General features: G+C 69.5%; 13 protein-coding genes and 1 other RNA gene. All 14 read right to left on the bottom strand.

The features are described from left to right. Positions 1–117: 117 nt before the first annotated feature. Positions 118–1,350 carry a cell division protein FtsA gene (gene ftsA / locus LRK53_RS16230; protein ID WP_235642388.1) on the bottom strand — a complete coding sequence of 411 codons (1,233 nt, stop codon included), beginning with the start codon at positions 1,348–1,350 and terminating at the stop codon, positions 118–120. Then, positions 1,347–2,081: a cell division protein FtsQ/DivIB gene (locus LRK53_RS16235; protein WP_027493148.1), complete on the bottom strand. Its 735-nt coding sequence runs from the start codon at positions 2,079–2,081 to the stop codon at positions 1,347–1,349. The genes ftsA and LRK53_RS16235 overlap by 4 nt, the downstream gene beginning before the upstream one ends. Next, positions 2,078–3,148 carry a D-alanine--D-alanine ligase gene (locus tag LRK53_RS16240; protein ID WP_027493149.1) on the bottom strand — a complete coding sequence of 357 codons (1,071 nt, stop codon included), beginning with the start codon at positions 3,146–3,148 and terminating at the stop codon, positions 2,078–2,080. The genes LRK53_RS16235 and LRK53_RS16240 overlap by 4 nt, the downstream gene beginning before the upstream one ends. Before the next feature lie 2 nt (positions 3,149–3,150). After that, complete coding sequence (gene murC / locus LRK53_RS16245) at positions 3,151–4,590, bottom strand: UDP-N-acetylmuramate--L-alanine ligase (RefSeq protein WP_027493150.1); 1,440 nt, start codon at positions 4,588–4,590, stop codon at positions 3,151–3,153. Continuing rightward, entirely contained in the window at positions 4,587–5,633 is a 1,047-nt protein-coding gene (gene murG / locus LRK53_RS16250) for an undecaprenyldiphospho-muramoylpentapeptide beta-N-acetylglucosaminyltransferase (RefSeq protein WP_037089972.1), read from the bottom strand. The genes murC and murG overlap by 4 nt, the downstream gene beginning before the upstream one ends. A 185-nt stretch (positions 5,634–5,818) precedes the next feature. Continuing rightward, a complete protein-coding gene (gene ftsW, locus LRK53_RS16255) occupies positions 5,819–7,054 on the bottom strand; it encodes a putative lipid II flippase FtsW (RefSeq protein ID WP_027493152.1) in 1,236 nt (411 codons plus the stop codon). A gap of 135 nt (positions 7,055–7,189) precedes the next feature. Beyond that, positions 7,190–8,272 carry a phospho-N-acetylmuramoyl-pentapeptide-transferase gene (gene mraY / locus LRK53_RS16260; protein ID WP_027493153.1) on the bottom strand — a complete coding sequence of 361 codons (1,083 nt, stop codon included), beginning with the start codon at positions 8,270–8,272 and terminating at the stop codon, positions 7,190–7,192. After that, positions 8,262–9,635: a UDP-N-acetylmuramoyl-tripeptide--D-alanyl-D-alanine ligase gene (locus LRK53_RS16265; RefSeq protein WP_027493154.1), complete on the bottom strand. Its 1,374-nt coding sequence runs from the start codon at positions 9,633–9,635 to the stop codon at positions 8,262–8,264. The genes mraY and LRK53_RS16265 overlap by 11 nt, the downstream gene beginning before the upstream one ends. Beyond that, positions 9,632–11,194, bottom strand: coding sequence for a UDP-N-acetylmuramoyl-L-alanyl-D-glutamate--2,6-diaminopimelate ligase (locus LRK53_RS16270; protein ID WP_027493155.1), 1,563 nt, complete (start codon positions 11,192–11,194; stop codon positions 9,632–9,634). The genes LRK53_RS16265 and LRK53_RS16270 overlap by 4 nt, the downstream gene beginning before the upstream one ends. Next, positions 11,191–13,002: a peptidoglycan D,D-transpeptidase FtsI family protein gene (locus LRK53_RS16275; protein WP_027493156.1), complete on the bottom strand. Its 1,812-nt coding sequence runs from the start codon at positions 13,000–13,002 to the stop codon at positions 11,191–11,193. Before LRK53_RS16275 ends, LRK53_RS16270 begins: the two co-directional genes overlap by 4 nt. Further along, the gene (gene ftsL, locus LRK53_RS16280) at positions 13,002–13,241 is read right to left on the bottom strand and encodes a cell division protein FtsL (RefSeq protein WP_037089989.1); all 240 of its coding nucleotides are present in this window, start codon (positions 13,239–13,241) and stop codon (positions 13,002–13,004) included. Before ftsL ends, LRK53_RS16275 begins: the two co-directional genes overlap by 1 nt. 26 nt (positions 13,242–13,267) lie before the next feature. After that, positions 13,268–14,194 carry a 16S rRNA (cytosine(1402)-N(4))-methyltransferase RsmH gene (gene rsmH, locus LRK53_RS16285; RefSeq protein WP_027493158.1) on the bottom strand — a complete coding sequence of 309 codons (927 nt, stop codon included), beginning with the start codon at positions 14,192–14,194 and terminating at the stop codon, positions 13,268–13,270. A gap of 42 nt (positions 14,195–14,236) precedes the next feature. Then, positions 14,237–14,683 (bottom strand): division/cell wall cluster transcriptional repressor MraZ, encoded by a 447-nt coding sequence (gene mraZ, locus LRK53_RS16290; RefSeq protein ID WP_027493159.1) that lies wholly within the window; start codon positions 14,681–14,683, stop codon positions 14,237–14,239. 325 nt (positions 14,684–15,008) lie between these two features. Further along, an RNA gene (rnpB, locus tag LRK53_RS16295) (RNase P RNA component class A) lies at positions 15,009–15,373 on the bottom strand. Between the last annotated feature and the right edge of the window lie 21 nt (positions 15,374–15,394).

Consider the following 15,394-nt stretch of genomic DNA (forward strand, 5'->3'; position numbering starts at 1 on the left):
TCCTCCGCAGAGTTGTTGTCGTTGTAACCATGGGTGGCGACTCCTGTCGGTCCATGGTGGTGGGCGGATGTCCCTCCGCCCGTGGCGACGCCTCCTGCGCCACCGGATTCGTGTTGCTCAGAAATTCCTGGTGAGCCAGCCGCGCAGCTTGCCGACCACGCCGCCGACACTGCCGCCGATCGGGCCGCCTGCCCGCGTGCCGCCGGCGCGCGCGCCGTGCAGCAGCAGGCCCACGCCGGTGGCGTGCAGCGGACTGGAAACGACTTCGCCAAGGCCCTCGATCTGCTGCGGCACGCCGATGCGCACCATCTTGTGGAAGATCTCCTCAGCCAGCTCCAGCGCGCCTTCCATCTTCGAGGCGCCGCCGGTCAGCACCACGCCGGCCGCCACCAGGCTCTCGTAGCCGGAGCGGCGCAGCTGGTCCTGCACCATCTCGAAAATTTCCTCGTAGCGCGCCTGCACGCTCTGCGCCAGCGACTGCCGGGCCAGCCGGCGCGGTGGGCGATCGCCCACGCTGGGCACCTGGATGGTTTCCTCGGCGTGGGCCAGCCCGGTCACCGCGCAGGCGTACTTGATCTTGATCTCCTCCGCGTGCGCGGTCGGCGTGTGCACGCCATAGGCGATGTCGCTGGTGACCTGGTCGCCGCCCACCGGCAGCGAGGCGGTGTAGCGGATCGAGCCCTGGGTGTAGATTGCGATGTCGGTGGTGCCCGCGCCGATGTCGACCAGGCACACGCCGAGCTCGCGCTCATCGTCGGTCAGCACCGCCTTCGCGCTGGCCACCGCCGAGGGCACCAGCTCGTCCACGGTGAGGCCGCAGCGCTGGATGCACTTGGTGACGTTCTGCACCGCCGCCGCGGCACCGGTGACCAGGTGCACGTTCGCCTCCAGCCGCACGCCGCTCATGCCGATCGGCGCGCGGATGCCGTCCTGGCCGTCGATGCGGTATTCCTGCGATTCCTTGTAGAGCACCTTGCGGTCGGCCGGGATCGCCACCGCGCTGGCCGCCTCCAGCACCTGCTCCAGGTCGCTGGCGGTGACTTCGCGGTCGCGGATCGCCGCGTTGCCGTGCGAGTTGCGGGTTTCCAGGTGGCTGCCGGAGATCGAGGCGTAGACCGAGCGGATGTCGCAGCCGGCCATCAGCTCGGCCTCCTCCACCGCGCGCTGGATCGAATGCACGGTCGATTCGATGTCGACCACCGAGCCGCGCTTCATGCCGCGCGAGACGTGGGTGCCGATGCCGATCACGGTGATCGGCTCGCCCGGCTCGTACTCGCCGACGATGGCCACCACCTTCGAGGTGCCGATGTCGAGCCCGACCACCAGTTGCTTGTCATTGCGCGGCTTCATGAGCGGGGCGAACCTCCAGCGTTGGCGGCGGCCGTCGGCGGCCAGCGCACGGCGAATCCATTGGTGTAGCGAAGATCGGCGTAGGCGAAGCCGTCGGCATGGCCGGCAATCAGCTGCGGATAGACGTCGAGGAAGCGGCGCAACCGGCGCCCGGCGTACTCGCGGTCGCCGACCACGACCTGCGCGCCGCCGGCCATGCTCACGCTCCAGCTGCCGCGCTCGGTCAGCGCCACGCCGGCGACCTGCAGATGGGTGCCGGCGAACGCCTTGCGGGTTTCCGCGTAGAAGCTGACCACCTCGGCCAGCCGCGCATCCGGACCGTGCAGGCTCGGCAGCGCGCCGATGCCGTCCATGCCCGGCGCCGCGAACACCAGGCCCTGGCGGCTGATCAGCTGCTTGTCGTTCCAGCGCGCGAACGGCTCGCGCTCGTAGATGCGCAGCAGCAGGGTATCGGGCCAGCGCTTGCGCGCTTCCACCGATTCCACCCACGGCAGCGCAGCCACCGCTTTCTGCACCACGTCGAGATCCAGCGCGAAGAAGCCCCTGCCCAGATGCGGTCGCACCGCGGCGCGGATGTCGTCCGCGCCGACGTGCCGGAACTCGGCCTGCACCGTCAGCTGGGTCACCGGCCAGCGCCCGACCGCGAACCACCCGCGCAACACGCCGACGATCGGCAGCGCGACCAGCGCGATGGCGAGGCACCAGGCGACGAGGCGGATGGTTCCTTTCACTGGGCGCCTCCGTTGGAGGCGCGGGATGACCAGCCCTTCGGCTGTTGAGAGCCGGGATTCGGGATTCGGGATTCGGTAGAGCCATCCGCGTCGAACGAACCATCGCGGAAACTGGTTTCCAGCACGCGCCAGCACAGCTCCTGGTAGTCGATGCCGGCCGCCTTGGCCGCCTTCGGCACCAGCGAGTGCGAGGTCATGCCGGGTGCGGTGTTCACCTCCAGCAGCCAGTTGCGGCCTTGGCGGTCGCGCATCACGTCGACCCGGCCCCAGCCGGTGCAGCCCAGCGCGTCGAACGCGGCCAGCGCCAGTGCGCGCAGCTCCGTCTCCGCATCGCCTTCCAGGCCGGGGCACAGGTACAGCGTGTCCTCGGCGATGTATTTCGCGTTGTAGTCGTAGAACGCGCCCTTCGGCACGATGTGGATGCTGGGCAGCACCTGGCGACCGAGGATGGCAACGGTCAGTTCGTCACCCTCGATCAGGGTTTCCATCAGCAGGTCACCTGGATACTTCGCGGCCAGCTCGACCGCCTGGTCCAGCTGGGATTCCTCGAAAACGCGGGTGACGCCCACGCTGGATCCTTCGCAGGCCGGCTTCACGATCAGCGGAAAGCCGACCTGTTTCGCCGCCGCATGCACCGCCTGCCCCGGACTCGATCCGGGGTCAGCGCCGCGCGGCAGCGCCACGAACTTCGGGGTCGGCAGGCCGAGCGATTGCCACACGCGCTTCGAACGCGGCTTGTCCATCGACAGCGCCGAGCCGAGCACGCCCGAGCCGGTGTACGGCACGTTCAGCGCCTCCAACGCGCCCTGCAGCACGCCATCCTCGCCACCGCCATGCTGGCCGTGCAGGATGTTGAACACGCGCGCGAAGCCACCGGCGCGCAGCGCGTCGAGCAGCGCGGGAATGCCGTCGACCGGCTGCGCGTCCACGCCGCGCGCCCTGAGCGCTTCCAGCACGTTGCGGCCGGAATCCAGCGAGACTTCGCGCTCGGCCGAGCTGCCGCCCATCACCACGGCGACGCGGCCGAACCGGGCAGGATCGCTGATGTTGTTCACGGTCACCTTCATGCTCACTTGTTCGTCCTAAGGTTGCCGAGCTGGGCCAGCTCCACCGCCGCCGCGCCGATGTCGCCGGCGCCGAGCAGCAGCAGCAGGTCGCCGTCGCGCAGCAGCGTCGGCAGGGTGTCCTTCAGGTCGCGCGGATGCTCGACCAGTACCGGATCGACCTTGCCGCGGGCGCGCACCGCCCGCGCCAGCGCGCGGCCGTCGGCACCGGCGATCGGCGCCTCGCCGGCCGGGTAGACGTCGGTCAGCACCAGCACGTCGACCTCGGCCAGCACGTTGGCGAAGTCGTCCAGCAGGTCGCGCGTGCGGCTGTAGCGGTGCGGCTGAAAACCGACCACCAGGCGACGCCCGGGCCAGCCGCCGCGGGCGGCGGCGAACACCGCGGCCAGCTCGCGCGGGTGGTGGCCGTAGTCGTCGACCAGCAGCACGCTGCCCTGGTCCAGCGCGATCTCGCCGCGCCGGTGGAAGCGCCGACCGACGCCCTGGAAGTTCTCCAGCGCCCGCGCCAGCGCATCGGCCTCGACGCCGAGCTGCCAGCCGATCGCCGCGGCGGCCAGCGCGTTCAGCACGTTGTGCCGGCCCGGCAGATTGAGCTTCACCGGCAGCGCCTCGGCCCGGCCCGGCAGCAGCAGCTCGAAATGCATCTCGAAGCCGTGCTGGCTCACGTTCTGCGCGCGTACGTCGGCGTCGGCGGCGTCGATGCCGTAGGTCATCACGCGGCGCGTGGTGGACTTCGCCAGCACGGCCACTTCCGGGTCGTCCGCGCACAGCACGGCCAGGCCGTAGAACGGCAACCGGTGCAGGAAGTCGGCGAACGCCTTCTTCACCTCGGCGAAATCGCCGTGGTAGTTCTCCAGGTGGTCGGCGTCGATGTTGGTCACCGCCGCGATCACCGGCGACAACAGCAGGAACGAGCCGTCGGATTCGTCCGCCTCGGCAACCAAGTACTGCCCGGTACCGAGCCGCGCGTTCGCGCCGGCCGCGTTGAGCTGGCCGCCGATCACGAAGGTCGGGTCGTAGCCCGCCTCGGCCAGCACGCTGGCGGTAAGGCTGGTGGTGGTGGTCTTGCCATGCGTGCCGGCGATCGCCACGCCGCGGCGGAAGCGCATCAGTTCGCCCAGCATCTCCGCGCGCGGGATCACCGGGATGCGCGCCTCGCGGGCGGCGACCAGCTCCGGGTTGTCCTGCCTGATCGCGCTGGAGGTCACCACCACGTCGGCATCGCCGATGTTTTCCACGGCGTGGCCGACGTGCACGTCGATGCCCAGTTGCCGCAGCCGCTGCGCGGTGGGCGAGTTGGCGCGGTCGGAACCGGACACCGCGTAGCCGAGGTTGTGCAGCACCTCGGCAATGCCGCTCATGCCGACACCGCCGATACCGATGAAGTGCACCCGGCGGAACGTGCTCATCGGGTCCTCATGCGCATGCAATCGACGCGGCGTCATGCGGCGACCTCCAGGCAAGCGCGCGCGATGACCTGCGCCGCATCGGGTTTCGCCAGCGTGCGCGCGGCTTCGGCCATCGCCAGCAGGCGGTGGCGATCGCCCAGCAGCGATGCCAACCGCTGCGCCAGAATCTGTACGTCCAGCTCGTTCTCCTGCATCAGTTCGGCGGCGCCGGCCGCCATCAGCACTTCGGCGTTGCATGTCTGGTGGTCGTCCACCGCATGCGGGAACGGCACCAGCACCGCGCCCAGCCCGGCCGCGGCCAGCTCGGCCAGGGTCAGTGCGCCGGCGCGGCACACGGCCAGGTCGGCCCAGCCGTAGCTGCCAGCCATGTCGTCGATGAACGCCACCACCTGTGCCTCGACGCCGGCCTGCGCATACGCTTCGCGAGCTTCGTCGAGGCCGCGGCTGCCGCACTGGTGCAGCACCTCGGGACGCTGCGCCGGGGGCAACTGCGTCAGCGCCCGCGGCAGCGCCAGGTTCAGCGCGCGGGCACCGAGGCTGCCGCCCAGTACCAGCAGACGCGGCTTGCCGTCGCGCCCCGCCATGCGCGCGGCCGGCGGCGGCAACGCGGCGATCGCCTCGCGCACCGGGTTGCCGACCCACTCGGCCCGCGGCAAGGCACCGGCGAAACCGGCCAGCACGCGCTTCGCCAGTCCGGCCAGCTTGCGGTTGGTGAAGCCGGCCACGCGGTTCTGCTCGTGCACCAGCAGCGGCCGGCGCAGCAGCCACGCGGCGAGGCCGCCAGGGCCGGCCACGTAACCGCCCATCGACAGCACGCTGCGCGGTTGCACCTGGCGCAACACGGCGAGCGAAGCAAACAGCGCACGTAGCAGCATCAGCGGCGCCAGCAGCCGGGTCTTGATGCCCTTGCCGCGCAGGCCCCCCACCGCCACGGTGTGCAACTCGATCTGCTGCGCCGGCACCACCTTCGTTTCCATCCCGCCGACCGCGCCCAGCCACACCACCGGCACGCCCTGCGCGTGCAGGCACTCGGCTACGGCGAGGCCGGGGAAGATGTGCCCGCCGGTACCGCCGGCCATGATGAGTACGGGCCGGGAATCGGGATTCGGGATTCGGGATTCGGCAGGGCGCTGCGCGCGAGCGTCAAGATTCTCCCGATGCTGGGCGTGCGACATCGCTGCAAGCCTGCGCGGCATGCCTTTGCGAATCCCGAATCCCGTATCTCGGCTTTCAACAGCCGAAGGGCTGGTCATCCCGGACGTGATCATGCCGCCACCGCCTCGCGCGGCTTCGCCGCGACGTTCGCGTCAAGCGCGGCCACCGCCGCCGGCATCCGCGTGGCCATCTGCCGTGCGTCCAGCGCGCGGTTGATCTCCCAGGTGGCGCGCAGCAGCACGCCGGCCATGGCACAGGTCAGCACCATCGACGAACCGCCGTAGCTGATCAGCGGCAGGGTCAGTCCCTTGGTCGGCAGCGCACCCAGGTTCACGCCGACCGACACGAACGCCTGCATCGCCAGCATCAGCGAGATACCGAACGCGACGTAGCCAGCAAAGCGCTGGCCCACCTCGACGCCTTTCAGGCCCAGGTACAGGCCGCGCCCCACCGCCAGGCCGAACAGGCCGATCACCAGCAGCACGCCTGCCAGCCCCAGCTCCTCGCCGATCACCGCGAAGATGAAGTCGGTATGGGCCTCCGGCAGGTAGGACAGCTTCAGCACGCTGGAGCCCAGGCCCACCCCGGTCCACTCGCCGCGGCCGATCGCCATCAGCGACTGGGTCAGCTGGAAGCCGTCGTTGAACGGGTCCTTCCACGGGTCCATGAACGAGGTCAGCCGCTTCATGCGGTAGCTTTCGCCGGTCGCCGCCACGTACAGCAGCGGCATCAGCGGCAGGCCCATCAGGAACAGGAAGATCGGCCGCGCTCCGCCCAGCCAGACCATCGCGATGGTCACCGCGATCACCAACGTGGCCGAGCCGAAGTCCGGCTGCGCCAGCAGCAGCAGCACGATCATGCCGGCCACCAGCAGCGGCTTGAACAAGCCCAGGAATTTCGTTTCCACGTTCTCGCGGTGGCGCACCAGGTAGCTGGCGACGTAGATCACCAGGATCAGCTTCACCGCCTCCACCGGCTGGAACGTGGTGACCAGCAGGTTCAGCCAGCGTCGCGCGCCGTTGATGCGCATGCCCAGGTGCGGCACGAACACCGCCAGCAGCATCAGGAACGCCAGCGCCAGCAGCGGGAACGCGAACTTCTCCAGCAGCTTCAGCTCGGTGCGCATCGCCAGGCCGGCGGCGACCAGCCCGAAGCCGAGGAACAAGAGATGCCTCTTCAGGAAATAGAACGCGCCGAGGTGCTGGCTGTCGGCCACCGCGATCGAACTGGACGTCACCATCACCACGCCCACGCCGGCCAGCCCGACCAGCGCAACCAGCAGCCACAGATCGAAGCTGCCGCACGGACCGCTGCGCCGCTTGGCCTGGGTGGTGGCGTCAAACATGGGCGCCTCCCTTGGAGGCGCGGGATTCGGGATTCGGGATTCGGGATTCGGCAAAGCGGGCGCAGCGCGGCGCTACGGACTTGCGACCGCTCTTGCGAATCCCGAATCCCGAATCTCGAATCCCGGCTTTCATCATCAGCGCACCTTCAACGTGGCAAGGCCGATCAGCACCAGCACCACGCTGATGATCCAGAAGCGCACGATCACCCGCGGCTCCGGCCAGCCCTTCAGTTCGAAGTGGTGGTGGATCGGCGCCATGCGGAACACACGCTTGCCGGTGAGCTTGAAGCTCGCCACCTGGATCATCACCGAGGCGGTTTCCATCACGAACACGCCGCCCATCACCAGCAGCACGATCTCCTGGCGCACGATCACCGCCACGCAACCCAGCGCCGCGCCCATCGCCAGCGCGCCGACGTCGCCCATGAACACCTGCGCCGGATAGGTGTTGAACCACAGGAAGCCCAGCCCCGCGCCGGACAGCGCCCCAGTGAAGATCGCCAGCTCGCCCGCGCCGGGGATCGAGGGGATGCCCAGGTACTCGGAGAACACCTTGTTGCCGGCCAGGTAGGCGAATGCGCCGAGCGCGCCGGAAACCAGCACGGTGGGCATGATCGCCAGGCCGTCCAGCCCGTCGGTGAGATTCACCGCGTTGGAGAAGCCCACGATCATGAAATAGGTGATCACCACGAAAAACAGCCCCAGCGGCAGCACCACGTGCTTGAACAGCGGCACGTACAATGCGGTCTCCGCGGGCAGCTGGGCGGTGTGGTAGAGGAACAGCGCCGCGCCGAGGCCGAACACCGACTGCCAGAAATACTTCCAGCGACTGGCCAGGCCGCGGCTGTCCTTCAGCACCAGCTTGCGGTAGTCGTCGTAGAAGCCGATCGCACCGAAGCTCAGCAGCACTGCCAGCACCACCCACACGTAGCGGTTGTGCAGGTCGGCCCACAGCAAGGTGGCGACGGTGACCGAGAGCAGGATCATCACGCCGCCCATGGTCGGCGTGCCGGCCTTGACCAGGTGCGTCTGCGGACCGTCGCTGCGCACCACCTGGCCGGCCTTCAGCGCCGCCAGCCGGTTGATCAGCCACGGTCCGCACCACAGCGACAGCGACAGCGCGGTGAGCGCGGCCATGATGGTGCGGAAGGTGATGTACTGGAACAGGTGCAGGGCGGTGAAATGTCGTGCCATCCAGTCGGCCAATTCAAGCAGCATCGGATGCGTCCCCCTTGTTCTTGCCGGCATGACCGCCGAGCGCCACCACCACCTGCTCCATGCCGGCCGAGCGCGAGCCCTTCACCAGGCAGGTGACGCCCGCGTGCAGTTGCGCCTGCAGCACGGCGATCAGCGCCGCCTTGTCCTCGAAATGCTCGCCGCCCGCGCCGAACGCCTCGACCGTGGCCACGCCGAGCGGACCGACGGCGAACAGCCGCTCGACCCCGCGCTCGCGCGCCCGCACGCCGATGCCGGCGTGCAGCGCTCGCGCGTCGGGGCCCAGCTCGGCCATGTCGCCCAGCACCAGCCAGCGTTCACCGCCGGCCAGCAGCAAGGTGTCGATCGCCGCCGCCATCGAGCTCGGGTTCGCGTTGTAGCTGTCGTCGATCAGCGTCCAGCCGCCAGTCATCGTTTCACGGCGCAGCCGGCCGGCCACGCCGGGCACCTGCTCCAGCCCGGCCACGATGGTGCCCAGCGGCACCTCCAGCGCCAGCGCCACCGCCGTGGCCGCCAGCGCGTTGGCGATGTTGTGGCGGCCGGGCAGCGGCAGCGCCACTTCGGCATCGCCCTGTGGCGTGCTGAGCACGAAGCGCGAGCCGTCCACGCGCTGCTCGACGATGTCGGCGCCGACGTCGGCCGGCTGCTCGAGGCCGAAGCGCAGCACGCGGCGCGCGCCGGCCAGGCCGGCGAAGAAGCTGGCGAACGCGTCGTCGGCGTTGATGATCGCGATGCCATCGGCCGGCAAAGACTGGTATAGCGCGCCCTTGGTCTCGGCCACGCCCTCGATGCTGCCCATGCGCGCAAGATGCGCCGGCGCGATGAGCGTGACGAGGCCGATATCGGGCCGCGCGATGGCGGCCAGGTAGGCGATGTCGCCCGGCTTGCCGGCACCCATCTCGAACACCGCGTATCCGGTGTCCGGCGGCATCGCCAGCAGGCTCAGCGGCAGGCCCAGTTCATTGTTGAAGTTGCCGGCGCTGACGTGGGTGCGGCCGTGCCGCGACAGGATCGAGGCGACCAGCGTCTTCACCGTGGTCTTGCCGTTGGAGCCGGTGATGCCGACCACGCGCACGTTGCGCTGGGCGCGCACCGCACTGGCCAGGTCGCCGAGGGCCAGTTCCGTGTTGTCTACCAGCAGCTGCGGCAGCGCGCTGTCGACCTTGCGCGTCACCAGCGCAGCGACCGCGCCGCGCGCGGCGGCCTCGGCCAGGTAATCGTGGCCATCCACCCGCTCGCCCCTGATCGCCACGAACAGGTCGCCGGGCTTGAGCTTGCGCGTGTCGATGGCGACGCCGGTCACCTCGACGTCGCTGCCGAACAGGCAGCCATGGGTCCACAGCGCGATGGCGGCGAGCTTCATCACGGGCGTGCCTCCCTGCCGATCCGCTCCAGCACTGCGCGCGCCGCCGCCATATCGTCGAACGGACGCTTGCCGGCGGCGCCCTCCTGGTAGGTTTCGTGGCCCTTGCCGGCGATCAGCACCGCGTCACCGGCACGCGCCAGCTGCAGCGCGTCGGCGATCGCCACCGCCCGGTCGCGCTCGACCGCCATCGCGCGCGCCGCCGCCATGCCGGCGACGATCTGCGCCACGATCGCGTCGCCGTCCTCGCCACGCGGGTTGTCGTCGGTGACGATGGCCACGTCGGCCAGCCGCGCCGCGATCGCGCCCATCAGCGGACGCTTGCCGGCATCGCGCTCGCCGCCGCAGCCGAACACGCAGATCAGCTTGCCGGTGCAATGCGCGCGCACCGCGGTCAGCGCCTGCTCCAGCGCATCCGGCGTGTGCGCATAGTCGACCACCACCAGCGGCTGGCCCTGCACGCCGCCGAGCCGGCTCATGCGTCCGTTCACCGGCTGCAGCTGCGCGACCACCTCGACGATGCGCGCGAACGGCTCGCCCAGCGCGCCGAGGCAGGCCACCACGGCCAGCAGGTTGGCCACATTGAAGCGGCCGATCAGCTGGCTGCGCACCGCCCGCGTGCCCCACGGCGTGCGCAGCAGGAACGCCAGCCCTTCGGTCGAGCTGACGATCGCACTGGCGGCGACTTCCGCCTCTTCGTCGCCGGCCATGCTGAAACGCAGCCGCTCGACGCCGGCGGGCAACTGCCCGGCCAGCTCGCGACCGAACGCGTCGTCGATGTTGATCGCCGCGCTGCGCAGGCCCGGCCAGGCAAACAGCCTGGCCTTCGCCGCGCCGTAGGCCTGCATGCTGCCGTGGTAGTCCAGGTGGTCGCGGGTGAGGTTGGTGAACGCGGCCACCTCGTAATCCACCGCCGCCACGCGGCCCTGCTCCAGCGCGTGCGAGGAGACCTCCATCGCGACGTGGCTGACATCCGCGTCGCGGAATTCCGCCAGCAGCGCCTGCACCGTCACCGCGTCGGGCGTGGTGCGCTCGCCTTCGTGCAACTGGCCATGCACGCCGGCGCCGAGCGTGCCGATCGACGCCGCGCGGTGGCCGAGCAGGGTCAGCGCCTGCGCCAGCAGCTGCACGCACGAGGTCTTGCCGTTGGTGCCAGTGACGCCGACCATGCGCATCGACTCGCTGGGGCGGCGGTAGAAGCGCGCGGCGATCTCGCTGACCTGGCCGTGCAGGCCGTCGATCCACAGCACGGGAACCTCGCCGACTGCCTGCGGCAGTCGACTCCTTCCGCCTTCGGCATCTGCCCCTGCAGGCAGGGGCAGGAATTCACCTGGCGCGGGCGCTTCCGCCAGCACCACGCGGGCACCACGCTGCACGGCGCCGGCGGCGAAGGTGATGCCGTGGGCGTGGCTGCCGCGCAAGGCGAAGAACGCGTCGCCGCGCTGCACCCGGCGCGAATCCAGGCTCAGGCCGGACACCACGATGCGGCCGACGTCCGGCGCCGCGGCGATCGGCGCGTCGGCGATGCCCAGCAGCAACTGGTCGAGGTGGCCGCTGCTCATGGCGTGTCCTCGTCGACCGGGGCGTCGTCGATCGGCGCATCGACCGGCGGCTGCGCACCGACCAGCCCGGTGCCCTGCAACGGGCCGCCCACGTACCAGCGGCCGATGTTGTCCGGCGGCACGTCGAGCAGGCGCAGCGCGCCTTCCATCACCCGCGAGAACACCGGTCCGGACACGGTGCCGCCGTAGTAGCTGCCCTTCTGCGGGTTGTCGATCACCACTACCGCGGCCAGCCGCGGGTTGGACGCCGGTACGATGCCGGCGAACGCCGAGGTGTAGTTGCTCTTGGCGTAGCCGCCGATGCTGGCCTTGTGCGCGGTGCCGGTCTTGCCGGCCACGCTGTAGTTGGCGATGCGCGCCAGCGTGCCGGTGCTGCCCGGGCCAGTCACCGTCTCCATCATGCGCAGCAGCTGGCCCGCCACTTCCGGCGAGATGATCTGCTTGGAGGTGGCGTCGCCGCCCTTGATGAAGCTCGGGCTGTGCATCACGCCGCCGTCGGCGATGGTGGCGTAGGCGTTGACCAGCTGCAGCACGGTCACGTTGAGGCCGTAGCCGTAGCCGAGAATGGCCTTCTCCAGCGGGCGCCAGCTGCGGCCGATGCGCAGCGAGCCGGCAGCCTCGCCGGGGAAGCCGCTCTCGGTGCTGTTGCCGAAGCCGAACGCGCGGTAGGTGTCGTACATCAGCGCCGTGTCGAGCGTCATCGCGATGTGCGCAGCGCCCACGTTGCTCGACTTGGTGATCACCCCGGTCGGCGTCAGCAGCCCATAGTTGTGCGTGTCGTGGATGTCGTGGCCCTGGAAATACCAGTGGCCGCCGGTGGTGTCGATGATCGGGCTGGTCGGCGTGTACTTGCCGCTGGACAGTGCCGCCGCCATCAGGACCGGCTTGATGGTGGAGCCGGGCTCGAGCACGTCGGTCATCGCCCGGTTGCGCCGCTGGCCGGGCCGGCTGCCGCCGAGCGCGTTCGGGTTGTAGGTGGGCAGGTTGGCCATCGCCAGTACCTCGCCGGTTTTCACATCGAGCACCGCGATCGAGCCGGAGTCGGCCTGCGATTTCTCCAGCGCGTTCTTCAGCTCGCTGTAGGCGAGGAACTGGATGCGCCGGTCGATGCTGAGCGTGAGGTTCTGCCCCGGCTTCGGTGCGCGCACCTGCTCAAGGTCCTCCACCACATGGCCCATGCGGTCGCGAATCACGCGTTTTGCGCCTGGCTTGCCGGCCAGCCAGTCGTCGTAGGCCAGCTCCAGGCCTTCCTGGCCGCGATCGTCGATGTTGGTGAAGCCGAGCACGTGCGCGGTCACTTCGCCGGACGGGTAGTAGCGCTTGAACTCGCGCTGGCCGTTGATGCCGGGAATGCCCAGGTCCAGCACCGCCTGCGCCGCCGCCGGCGCCATCTGCCGACGCAGATAGACGAACTCGCGGTCCGAGCGCTGCGCCAGCTGCGCCTTCAGACTGTCGGCGTCCACACCCAGCGCCTGCGCCAGCGCGGGGATGCGTTCGTCGCTGTCCAGCACCTCGGCCGGGTTGGCCCAGATCGACATCATCGGCGTGGACACCGCCAGCGGCTCGCCGTTGCGGTCGAAGATGGTGCCGCGCGACACCGGAATCGGCATCTCGCGCAGGAAGCGCGCATCGCCCTGGCGCTGGTAGAACTGCTTGCGCACCACCTGCAGGTCGAACGCACGCGCCACCAGCCCGACCGAGACCAGGCTCAGCAGGCCGACCACCACCACCATGCGCCGGCGCGCGCTGGGGCCGGCGCCGCGGCGGCGGCCGGGATGGGCGGGAGCGCGGTGGTTGCGCCAGCTCATCAGCGCAGCAACCGGATGTCTTGCGGACGCGGATCGACCATGCCCAGCTTCTGCCGGGCCTCGTCGTCGATGCGCCGCGGTTCGGCATAGGTGGCCTGCTCCAGCTCGAGCTTGCCGTACTCGATGTTCAGCTCGTCGCGCTGGTTCTGCAGCGCAGTCAGGTTGACGAACAGCACGCGACTCTCGTGGCGCGTCCACACCACGCCGAGCGCGCTGACCAGCACCGCGATCAGCAGCATCAGCAGGCTCAGGGCGCCGAGCGCCCTCACGTCAACTTCTCCGCCACGCGCAGCACGGCCGAGCGCGCGCGCGGGTTCGCCGCCTGCTCGGTCGCGGACGGGAACTGCGCCTTGCCGACCGCGGCAAGCCGCGCCGGCGCGGCTTGCACCGGTGGCCCGCGGCGGCTGTTCTGCACGCGGCCGGAGTGATCGCGGATGAACAGCTTCACCGCACGGTCTTCCAGCGAATGGAAGCTGATCACCGCCAGCCGGCCGCCGGGCTTGAGCCGCTCCAGCGCCGCATCCAGCCCCTGCTTGAGGGCATCCAGCTCGCCGTTCACGCGGATGCGCAGCGCCTGGAAGCTGCGCGTGGCCGGATGCTTGCCCGGCTCGCGCCGGCCCACCACGCGTTCGATCAGTGCGGCCAGCTGGCCGGTGCGAGTGAACGGGGTGGCATCGCGGTCGACCACGATGGCGCGGGCGATGCGCCGGCTGTGGCGCTCCTCGCCGTAGTGCCACAGCACGTCGGCGATCTCGCGCTCGCTGGCCTGGGCCAGGAATTCGGCGGCGCTCTCGCCCTGGGTGGGGTCCATGCGCATGTCCAGCGGCGCGTCGGCCATGAAGCTGAAGCCGCGTGCGGCTTCATCCAGCTGCGGCGAGGACACGCCCAGGTCGAGCAGCACGCCATCGAGACCAGCGGTGGTCTCGTCCCACTCGGCCAGGCTGGAAAAATTCGCGTGGCGGATCGTCACGCGCGGATCGGCAGCGAATTCGGCCTGCGCCGTGGCGATCGCCGCGGGGTCGCGGTCCATCAGCAGCAGCCGGCCGTCGGAGCCCAGGCGCGACAGCACCGCGCGGGCGTGACCGCCGCGACCGAAGGTTCCATCGAGATAGCGCCCGCCCGCATGCACGGCGAGTCCCTCCACTGCTTCACCCAGCATCACCGGGATGTGCCGCAAAACTTGCTCGGCCATGCCGCACTCCCGCTCCCGTCCCACCCACATGCCGATCGCGCCTTACAGGCGCAATTCCGCCATTGCCTGCGTGATCTCCGCTTCGCCGATGGTCTGGCGGATCTTCTTGAGGTGTTCCTGCTCGCTCCACAGCTCGAACTTGTCGCCCATGCCCAGCAGCACCGCCTTCTTCTCGATGCCGGTGGTGGCGCGCTGGCTGGGCGGCAGCAGCACCCGCGCCGCCGAGTCGGGTTCGACCACCGCGGCCGCACCGACCAGCTTCATCTGCATGTCGCGATGCGCCTTGACCACCTTGGAAAGCGCGTTGACCTGGTCGCGCACCAATTCCCACGCCGCATACGGGAACAGCCACAGGCAGCCCGGCTCAAACGGGTTGTAGGTGATCACCAGACGATTGGCGCACTCGCCCGCCACCTGCTCCCGGTAGACGGTCGGGATGGTCAGGCGGCCCTTGTCGTCGATGGTGATGGCGGTTTCGCCCTGGAACACGATCAGCAGACTCCACTAAAACCCACGATTTCACACTGGAGCCCACGATAATCTCGCCCCATGAGACTGTCAAGGGAATTTCGCTTGTGAATCAAGGAGTAAAGGCAGAATGCTGACCATACGTGCAGCATTTTCTGAGGAACGCCAGCAAGGTGTTTGAAAGCAGGGAATTTTTTATAAATAAAAACACGTTGCCTCAGGCCCTCGCCTGGCGAAATCCCACCGGATCGGCACCGCGTAGCCACTCCGGCATGAACCACCGTTCACGCAGACGCCTGCATCGCCACCGCGACGAGGGGTCGCGATGGCGATGCAGGCATGGAAGAGGTGGAGTCGGCCTGTAAGCCGGGTTCTGTACGCCTTGCGGCGCGACAGTCATTCCTCTCGGCCAGGCGTCGCCGCCTGGCTCCAGCAACCTACCCGGGAACAACGCGGGCCGCGTTATCGTTCCCCTATTTGGTCTTGCTCCGAGTGGGGTTTACCGTGCCGTACGGCGTTGGCCCCGTACGCGGTGCGCTCTTACCGCACCCTTTCACCCTTGCCTGATCCTCTTGCGAGGCCATCGGCGGTCTGCTCTCTGTTGCACTGGCCGTCAGCTCACGCTGCCCAGGAGTTACCTGGCACTCTGCCCTGCGGAGCCCGGACTTTCCTCGATGCACTTGCGTGCGACGCGACTGTCCGGCCGACTCCGGGGGCCATTGTAATGGTCCG

It is taken from the genome of Rhodanobacter thiooxydans, from assembly GCF_021545845.1.
In the GTDB taxonomy this organism is placed as follows: Bacteria; Pseudomonadota; Gammaproteobacteria; order Xanthomonadales; family Rhodanobacteraceae; genus Rhodanobacter.